The sequence below is a fragment of the Bacillus sp. SG-1 genome, from assembly GCF_000181495.1.
Lineage (GTDB): Bacteria > Bacillota > Bacilli > Bacillales > Bacillaceae_B > Rossellomorea.
In genome coordinates this window covers 1-9,194 of the sequence record NZ_ABCF01000090.1, presented here as the reverse complement: position 1 = coordinate 9,194, position 9,194 = coordinate 1, and the positions used below count along the sequence as shown (strand labels likewise).

8 protein-coding genes and 1 pseudogene are annotated in these 9,194 nt (G+C 37.3%); 4 read left to right on the top strand and 5 right to left on the bottom strand.

Annotated features, from left to right (window positions below; genetic code table 11):
* The 4 genes and pseudogenes from BSG1_RS17725 to BSG1_RS17710 all read right to left on the bottom strand — a co-directional run.
* A pseudogene (locus BSG1_RS17725) lies at positions 1-194 on the bottom strand (IS3 family transposase); the annotation flags it as partial.
* 40 nt (positions 195-234) lie between these two features.
* Positions 235-429 (bottom strand): hypothetical protein, encoded by a 195-nt coding sequence (locus BSG1_RS17720; RefSeq protein WP_006838578.1) that lies wholly within the window; start codon positions 427-429, stop codon positions 235-237.
* A gap of 192 nt (positions 430-621) precedes the next feature.
* Positions 622-1,383, bottom strand: a complete 762-nt coding sequence (locus BSG1_RS17715; RefSeq protein WP_006838577.1) for a hypothetical protein — start codon at positions 1,381-1,383, stop codon at positions 622-624.
* Positions 1,384-1,410: 27 nt separating this feature from the next.
* Positions 1,411-2,151, bottom strand: a complete 741-nt coding sequence (locus BSG1_RS17710; RefSeq protein WP_006838576.1) for a hypothetical protein — start codon at positions 2,149-2,151, stop codon at positions 1,411-1,413.
* 646 nt (positions 2,152-2,797) lie between these two features.
* Between BSG1_RS17710 and BSG1_RS17705 the strand changes: the two genes are divergently transcribed.
* The 4 genes from BSG1_RS17705 (at position 2,798) to BSG1_RS17690 (ending at position 6,752) form a co-directional block, all read left to right on the top strand.
* A complete protein-coding gene (locus tag BSG1_RS17705) occupies positions 2,798-3,946 on the top strand; it encodes a HesA/MoeB/ThiF family protein (protein WP_006838574.1) in 1,149 nt (382 codons plus the stop codon).
* On the top strand, positions 3,943-5,133 hold the full coding sequence (locus BSG1_RS17700) for a hypothetical protein (RefSeq protein WP_006838573.1): 1,191 nt from the start codon (positions 3,943-3,945) through the stop codon (positions 5,131-5,133). The genes BSG1_RS17705 and BSG1_RS17700 overlap by 4 nt, the downstream gene beginning before the upstream one ends.
* Before the next feature lie 12 nt (positions 5,134-5,145).
* Positions 5,146-6,387, top strand: coding sequence for an MFS transporter (locus BSG1_RS17695; protein ID WP_006838572.1), 1,242 nt, complete (start codon positions 5,146-5,148; stop codon positions 6,385-6,387).
* 182 nt (positions 6,388-6,569) lie between these two features.
* The gene (locus tag BSG1_RS17690) at positions 6,570-6,752 is read left to right on the top strand and encodes a YjzD family protein (protein ID WP_044023123.1); all 183 of its coding nucleotides are present in this window, start codon (positions 6,570-6,572) and stop codon (positions 6,750-6,752) included.
* Positions 6,753-6,833: 81 nt separating this feature from the next.
* Here the strand turns inward: BSG1_RS17690 and clpB are convergent.
* Positions 6,834-9,194: ATP-dependent chaperone ClpB (gene clpB / locus BSG1_RS17685; protein ID WP_006838570.1), on the bottom strand; the 2,361-nt coding region annotated here is incomplete at its 5' end.

Genomic DNA, 9,194 nt, shown 5'->3' with positions numbered 1-9,194 from the left:
AAGATCTGTCTAGAGAATTTGCCTTTCTCTTTCTCAGCGATAAATTGGCGTTTAAATTCATCTGTGTAGGTAATTCCCTTAGCACTTACAGCTTTCACAAAAGGATTAATGGATAATTGTTTGATTTCTTTCTCTGTGAATGTTTTTTTACTCATGGTGTTTTCCCCGATTTCTACTAGTTGTCTATTTGTCATTATACAAAAAAATACCCTATAGGTAGACTTTTTTAAGTGTCTACTCTATAGGGTACATTTTAAATCTGGATTGGATTTTTAATAATCCCTTGTACCCTTTTGTTCCCCAAACTTGGTCGCTTATTGTTTCGGAAACCAGCAAGCCTACATTATTGAGGTTCCCCTTTTCCCCCTGCTGTGAACACCCTGTCAGTAATAGCAGCAGAATCAGGACAGAACAAACCACTTTTTTCATTATAGCAACTCCTTAAGGATGTCATCCACCATCCTGCATTAAACTAATCAGGGTATGGCTTGAATGGACTTCTTCATTCACAGAATGGCCTGCGAATCCCCTGCATAATAATCTCTTTATTGGCAGGGGATTGATTCCTCTATTTTAACGCGGTTTGGAGGGGATGAAAAGAAAAACTTAACAAGAGTGCCGTTAATTATCCCTTTGTCGCCCCAGTACTTCATTAACAGAGGAAGAGGCTTTGGCCACAATTTTTTTCAACCCTGGAGGCAGAACGTCCCTGACTTCCGGGTCTTTACTTGCATCGGAGCAGCCTAAAGAATGCAAACTTTCTTTCCAGCTGTCTGGATTGTCGGCTACAATCTGAAGTTTTTTTGAATCGCTCTCTTTTTCAACCTCAATAACAGCACTTACTGCATCTTTAACAAAAATGGCAGACCGGATGTCATCAACATATTCTGAACCACCACTTTCTGATTTAGAAAGAATTTGCTGAAATAAAAAAGATTCCGGTTGGTGTGGACCAAAGAGTGTAGGAAGATAAACAGTATATTGTTTAGGAAACTTAAATTCTTCGATAAAACCAACAACTTCCGTGAACTCATCTTCTTTTACCCTCTTGGATATCACAGATGGAAGCAGAATAAATGCCTCTTCAACACATGTATGATTTTTTTCTGCAAATTCTTTTATCTCTTTAAGATCCTGACTGGGGTTATTTCCTGTGAAGTGATCATATAAATTGATATAAAAGCGAGCATTTGAAAATTCCGCCGGTACAGGCTGGTGAAGATGCTGGTACGAAATATTGGCATTTCTTCCTACCTCCAGCCACCTCTCGCCAGCTTCACTATCAGTATCTGCTGCCAAGACTTCGAAACCTTCTTCCAGCATGGCCAAGCACAGTTCAAATCCCAGGAACCCCAGTCCGCCTGTTACAATCGCTTTGCTCATTCCTCTTGTTCCCCCCTCACTTCCTTCTCACAATTGTTCATGCATTGAAAAATAGGATACGATCTTCAAGGGAGCTTTGTATCTCTTCTCAGGAAGGATAATATAAATTTCACCAGGAAGATTCTTTTCAATTCTGTCTTTATATATATCTTTTATGAGAGAAAATTGGTTTTTATAACGTGAGGTGTTTATTGACTGAATTGTATACAGGGGAGTTTCCGTTTCCTTAAGATCTTCTCCGGCATTCAATTCTTTTTTAATCGCATCCTCACATTTTTCCATTTCAATGTCATAAGCAAGGGAAATTTCTTTTATAAGTTTTTTATAAAAAAACTTTTGTTCCTTTTCTTGTGAAAAATGTTCATAAAGAGAGATGCATGGAGTCAGCAGGACGACCGACCGGATTTGACTTCCGATGGCCGGCAGCAGTTTTTCTATAAAAAGGCCCCCCATTCCCTCAGCCAGGACATGAACCTTCTCATTGATAATTTCCCTTCGCTTTATATAATGATACAGGCGCTTGACCAGGCTCACCGCTTTATCACTGGCCCAGTTCGCTCCATACAAATTTGAGTAATAGACAATATAACCTTTGGCTGTCAGTTCAGTGATGATTGACTTCCTTGTTTCCTGTTGAAGCCAAAAGCTGCTCTGTTCATCAACATAATGGTTAACGTCCCCCAGTATGAGAACGGCAAAACCGTTGGGACGAATAGGGTAATGTACTATACAAGGTTCGTTATCGATTTTAAATACTCGTTGGCTCATCTGAAATTTCTCCTTTTATAAAGCTGTCATTCCAGTTAATAGTGATTCCTTAAATCAGCGTGCAGCTAAACATAATGCGTCATGATAGTCTATGAAAAAATTGATTATATGTATGGGGGACAGCCTAATTTTTCTACATTTTTATTAGAGAATTACCATCGATACTTCTGCTTAAAATTTCAAAATATTCCTAAAGTTATATATCGGCTTAAAATTCAAAGTAAATACAAGCTTAAATTACAATCTATAACTCTAATGCCATTTTTCGCCAAAATCACTCTTTTGATCTATGTTATAAGATAAAAATTGTAAAAAATACACGAAAAAAGGCGGTGTTTTCTTATGAAGAAAATTTCCATCAAGAAAGTGGAAAAATTGGTTCCTTTGAAGCCTCTTCCTCACTACTTTTAATATGTAAAAATACCCACTTTTTCTGGGAAGGAGGGGCAAACAATGAAAAAAATTTCTATAAAAAAGGCAGAAAAATTAGTACCTTTGAAACCACTTCCTCACTACTTTTAATAGTGGTGGATTTACACACTATTTGTAAGGACGAGCAAATCATATGATTTTATATTCAACAAAGGCTTTAGGATCTTATATCCTATAGCCTTTTTGAATAAGTTTATTGAAAGGGACAATACATATGAAACCTAAATTTAAGAACTCATTTACTTCCATTATTGAAAAAGAGAATAGTGTTCTTCTTCTTCTAGAGGATGATTGTTTAGAAATTAGTGATCCTGATAATGAATTTATATCGCTAATTAACCAGCTAGACGGTAATCAAAGCCTTGCTGAAATAGCATTAAATTTAAATTCTACAGAAGAGGATGTCCTACAGATTATTATTGACTTGAGCGAACATGGGCTGGTTGAAGATCAATCACACAGCGAACAAACACACTTATCAGTTCAAGAAAAGGAAAGGTATCGTTCTAACTTGAATTACTTTAATGTCTTTTCTAACCTTCAAAATAGTAAGTATACTTTTCAGGAAAAGTTAAAGAATTCAACTGTTACAGTTTTGGGATTAGGAGGCAGCAACACTGTTTTAAGTTGTTTAGCTGGTATAGGAGTTGGCAATATAATCGGTGTTGATTTTGATGAAATTGAACTTAGCAATTTAAATAGACAGTTTTTGTATAATGAGGGGAATATCGGAAGGCTAAAAACTCAAATAGCCAAAGAAGAACTAGACAAGATGAATAGCAATATTAATGTCCAGGTTCTTAATCTGCAGATTAAAAATGCAAACCAATTATCAGCAATAGTGAAAAACTCTGACTTAATAATAAATAGTATTGATCAGCCTAGTATTTTGTCCACTAGGTGGGTGAACTTTGCAGCAGTAAAGCATAACATCCCTCTTTTGCAAGCAGGTACTGGTGGAAGAAAACTATTATTGCAAAGGTTCATGGTAAATTCGGGTGGATGCTTTGATTGCTACCTCATACAAATCCTTAAAAATAATCCTGAATTTGAAGACGAGTTAAGAGTTATATATGGGGCAAAGTTAGAAGGAAGAAATACTGCATTTGCACCAAATGTTGCCTTTTTGGCTGGTTTACTATCTAATGAAGCTGCTAATATCTTATGTGACTTTTCTCATAAAGAAAATTTCTCAAAAACGACTGAATACAGTTCTCTTTCCTTAGAGAAAGTAGCTTCGAGTGAGTGGCATCAGGTAGACAATTGCCCGACTTGCAAGAATATGGTGTTAACTCAAGAACCAGTTGAACTAGATACTTTAATATCTATTGCAAAGGAAGAAAAACGGGGATTGAAAATATGAACACTATTAATGAAAAGTCTATTATTTTTACAAAGCTTTCAATTCAAAAGGATGCTGAGGAGTATATTATAGGAAGTGTTATTAATAATGTTTTTATCAGAGTTCCCGAGGAAGCAGTTATATTGATTAACTACTTAGATGGAAATAAAAATTTAAAGGAAATTACTGAATTACTGAAACAAGAACATCAGTTGGACGTTGATGTTAATGGTTTTGTCCAGGATCTCTTAGAATTAGATTTAATTTATTCTATAGATGGTAAAAGGATGCATAATATCTCACATGATAAAGCTCAGAAAAAATGGTTAACTAATATTTCTAAAGTTATTTTTAATCACTATACAAATTCAATTTTTCTTTTATTATTTTTAAGTTGCTTAGGTATCTTTATAGTTAGGCCGGACTTAATTCCTACTTACGAAGATATCTTTGTATATGAAACAGTAGGAGTCAGTCTTATAATTATTACCGCAACAACTTGGGGTTTAACCTTTTTTCATGAACTAGGCCATTACCTCGCCACTATAAAATTAGGAATTCCAGTTAAATTCAATTTATCACTTAGACTATACTGGCTGGTAGTCGAAGCTGATGTTAGCGGCTTGTGGTCTGTACCCCAGAAAGCCAGATATACTCCATATTTAGCTGGAATCGCGTTTGATGGGTTATTGTTGTTCTTATCCCTTATTATCCAAATTGTTTTTCCATCTTTTTTCCCTGGTTTTTTTGCTATGGCAAGTCTATTACTCATTTTAACATTCGGTTTTCACAGTCTCATATTTCTAAGAACGGACATTTATTATGTCTTGATGAATTATTTAAATATACCAAGTATCCACGATCATGCTGTAGAGTATATTAAGTCCTTTATGAAGAGTAGTTCACCTTCTACAATCAAAATGTTAAGCGTAAAGGAGCAAAAGTATGTAAAAGGTTACTCAACAATTTATCTAATTGGCTCATCAATTGCCATTTTTCTTTTGGTTTTCTACACAATCCCAGGATCATTATTATTGCTTAAAAATACCATTGATCAACTATCCAGTTTTCAATCATCTACATTTTATTTTATTGATGGGGCAATCACACTCCTAATCATTTTAGTTAATATGGCTCTTTGGATTATTGGAGCTTTTTCAAAATATAAACACCTTGCGATTAAACCTTTTACAAATACTAGGGAATAGAGGGCAGATAATATGTTAAAACCTTTAAAAAACAAAAATTTCTTACTTCTTTTTTTAGGGAGATTAGTAACTAATATTGGAGATAGTATTTATGCAATAGCTACCATGTGGCTTGTTTATGATCTTACAAAAGATCCCTTCTTTTCCGGGATTGCCGCAGCACTAACAATGGCTCCTGGAATGCTAACTTTTTTAATTGGACCTCTTATAGACAGATGGTCACTCCGAAACATATTAGTTAGGACTCAAGTCCTTGAATTCTTCCTAATTTCTCTTATCCCTATTGCTTATTATTTTGATATATTAAGTGTTTGGTTGATTCTTATTATAATGCCTTTAGCTTCCTTTATTGAACAATTTGTTTATCCTGCTCAACAAGCAGCTATGCCAAGGCTATTGAAAAAAGAAGATTTGGTTCCAGGAAATTCTTTAATGTCTTTTGCATATCAAGGTACTGATTTAGCTTTTATGGGTATTTCAGGCTTGATGATTGTTTATTTTGGGGTAATAAACCTTTTTATTTTTGACTCTATTACATTCATCCTAGCTGCACTTTTATTCAGGATGATAAGAATTCCTTCAGAAACTTCTGCTGAAACCAATCAAGAACCTGTATCCTTTACTGACTATAAAAAAGAACTTAACGAAGGATTTAAAGCAGTAAGAGGAAGTTTTATAGCTAAATTTTTGATTTTAATTATTTTTGCAAACTTTATTTTCGGTTCCATACAAGCAATTCTTCCGGCATATGCTGACTTTAGAGGCAACTCTGCATACCTAGGGTTTTATCTTGCAGCATTAACGGGGGGGATTTTAATTGGTTCGTTAGTTTCAGCTATGCTCAAAAAACTTCCTATTGGAATTACAGTTATTACAGGGACATTTATTTCTGCACTACTATGGTTTAGCTCTGCAGTTATAGAACACGCTGTTTTGTCTGTAATATTATTCGGATTATCGTTCATTCCAATAGGATATCTTAATGTAAATATATTTTCCATTATACAAGCAAGCACTCCAGAGAATTTAATTGGCAGGGTTTTTTCATTTATGGGCAGTATTACAGTTCTGTCAATGCCATTAGGGGCACTAGCTGGTGGATTTACAGCAAAGGTTATTGGAGCTGAAACTGTATTTGTTGTAGGGTGTAGCGGTAACTTACTTATTGCTTTCTTTTGGCTCTTCTCTCCTTCTTTAAGAAGTTATACGACAATTCTATCAATGGAAAAAACCGAAGAAACGGTGTCTGCTTGATAATAATTTTCAGTATTATTTAATTTCACAAAAAAAATTTATGAATAGAGTATTAACGAAGATTTATTATTCTTCGGAATTATGGTACTATAAAACAGAAAATGATTTGGTAAGGGAATACTCCCTTCATAAACGCTATATCAATCGGTAATACATAGATGCAAGGAATTGAGGTGAATGTTTTGAAATACTTTTGGACTTTCTTTTGGACTTTTCTGCTGGTAGAAATGCTTACTTATGTAGTAGCTTCAATGACTGGCGCTCATTTTGATTTCATGACAGGCTTGATCCTGGCTGTGGGTGCTACAATCTTAATCTTCATCGTTCCAATGATCATCCCGAATGATCCTGTGGAGAAACATTAATGGAAAAAGGAGAATCCGCCATGGCGGATTCTCCTTTTTTATTAGCTTCTTTTAAAATATATCTGCGGACAGCGAAACAGCTTATTTTTCAAATACGATTTCCTCGTTTTCTATATCGATGATAATTTCATCATCCGGTTTAAAATGACCGGCAATGATTTCCCTGGCCAATTTGGTTTCAATATTCTTTTGGATATACCGCTTTAATGGACGTGCGCCATACACAGGATCATACGCACCTTTGGCAATGAACTCTTTTGCAGCATCACTTATTTTCATGGTGATATTCTGTTCCTGTAAACGGCTTTGAAGTTCTTTAACTGCCTTTTCAACGATTCCTTTGATATTTTCAATACTTAGCGGCTTGAAGAGTACGATATCATCGACACGATTTAGGAATTCAGGTCTGAACGAGGACCTGAGCTGCCCGAGGACGAGATCTTTTGTCTTGTCATCAATTTCTTCCGATCCGTCTTGTCTATCCAATAAAAATTGGGAGCCGATATTCGACGTCATAATGATGACCGTATTTTTAAAGTCTACCGTCCTTCCCTGCGAATCAGTGATTCTTCCATCATCCAGCACTTGAAGTAAAATGTTGAACACTTCAGAATGCGCCTTTTCTATCTCGTCCAGCAGAATGACCGAATAAGGTTTTCTTCTTACTGCTTCTGTCAGCTGGCCGCCTTCTTCATAGCCGACATACCCTGGAGGCGCACCAATCAGTCTTGAAACCGCATGTTTTTCCATGTACTCTGACATATCGATCCGGATCATTTGTTCCTCACTGTCAAAAAGGGTATGTGCAAGGGTTTTTGCTAATTCAGTCTTTCCGACACCTGTCGGCCCAAGGAAAATGAATGACCCAATAGGCCTGCCCGGGTCTTTAATTCCTGCACGTGCGCGGAGAATCGCATCGCTGACAAGCTGGACAGCTTCTTCCTGGCCAATGACCCTTTGATGAAGGATGCTTTCCAGTTTAAGAAGTTTTTCGCGCTCCCCCTCAACAAGCTTGCTTACCGGTATACCCGTCCATCGGGCGACAATCCCAGCTATTTCTTCCTCTGTCACCTCTTCACGAAGCAGGCGGTTTTCCTGTTCATTCAGCATATCAGTTTCAAGCTGCTGCAGTTCCCGTTCAGCTGCTGGGATTTTTCCATGGCGGAGCTCTGCAGCTTTATTTAGATCATAATTGCCTTCAGCTTCCTCAAGCTGTCTGCGGAGCTGATCAAGCTCTTCCCTTTTTTCCTGCAGAGAGTTGATTTTTTCTTTCTCTTTCTGCCACTTTGCCTTCATCGCATTGCCTTCCTCTTTCAGGTTGGCAAGTTCTTCTTGCAGCAGCGCCAGGCGATTTTTGCTAACTTCATCTTTTTCTTTCAGTAAAGCCGCTTCTTCAATTTCCAGCTGCATGATTTTACGGGTCACTTCATCTAATTCCGACGGCATTGAATCAATTTCCGTCCTGATCAATGCACAGGCTTCGTCCACCAGGTCTATCGCTTTATCCGGCAAAAACCTGTCTGTGATATACCGGTCGGACAGAGCAGCTGCGGCAACGATCGCTTTATCATGGATATTGACTCCATGATGTATCTCAAAGCGCTCTTTCAAGCCTCTCAATATCGAAACAGTATCCTCCACATCAGGCTCCTTGACCATTACTTGTTGAAATCTTCGTTCCAATGCGGGATCTTTCTCAATATATTTACGGTATTCATTCAAGGTAGTCGCGCCGATGCAATGCAGTTCACCTCTTGCCAGCATCGGTTTCAAAAGGTTTCCGGCATCCATCGCCCCTTCTGTTTTCCCTGCGCCTACAATGGTGTGCAGCTCATCTATGAACAGCAGGATGTTTCCGTTGCTGCGTTTCACTTCATTCAAGACAGCTTTTAACCTTTCTTCAAATTCTCCTCGAAATTTCGCACCAGCGACAAGGGCTCCCATATCCAGTTCGAAAATCTGTTTATCTTTAAGCCCCTCCGGTACATCTTTCCGGACAATTCGTTGTGCAAGCCCTTCGATGATCGCTGTTTTTCCAACCCCCGGCTCTCCTATTAGAACAGGGTTATTTTTCGTTTTCCTTGAAAGGATTCTTATGACATGGCGAATTTCCCCGTCCCGCCCAATGACAGGATCCATTTTACCGGATTTCACTTCTTCAATTAAGTCTCGTCCATATTTTTTCAATACTTCATACTTTGCTTCAGGATTTTGAGTGTTCACTTTCTCTCCTCCTCTGATGTCGTCAATAATTAAAGAAAGCTTTTCCTGTTCGATTTGCTGTTTGTCCAGATAAACGGTAATCGAGTGATTTTTTTGCTGATATAAAGCAAGTGCCAGATGTTCGACTGACAAGTAGTCATCTTTCATTTCTTCTTTCAACTTGGCCGCATCCTGAAACAGCTTATTGAAATCCTGTGAAGCATATTGCCCATAGACAGC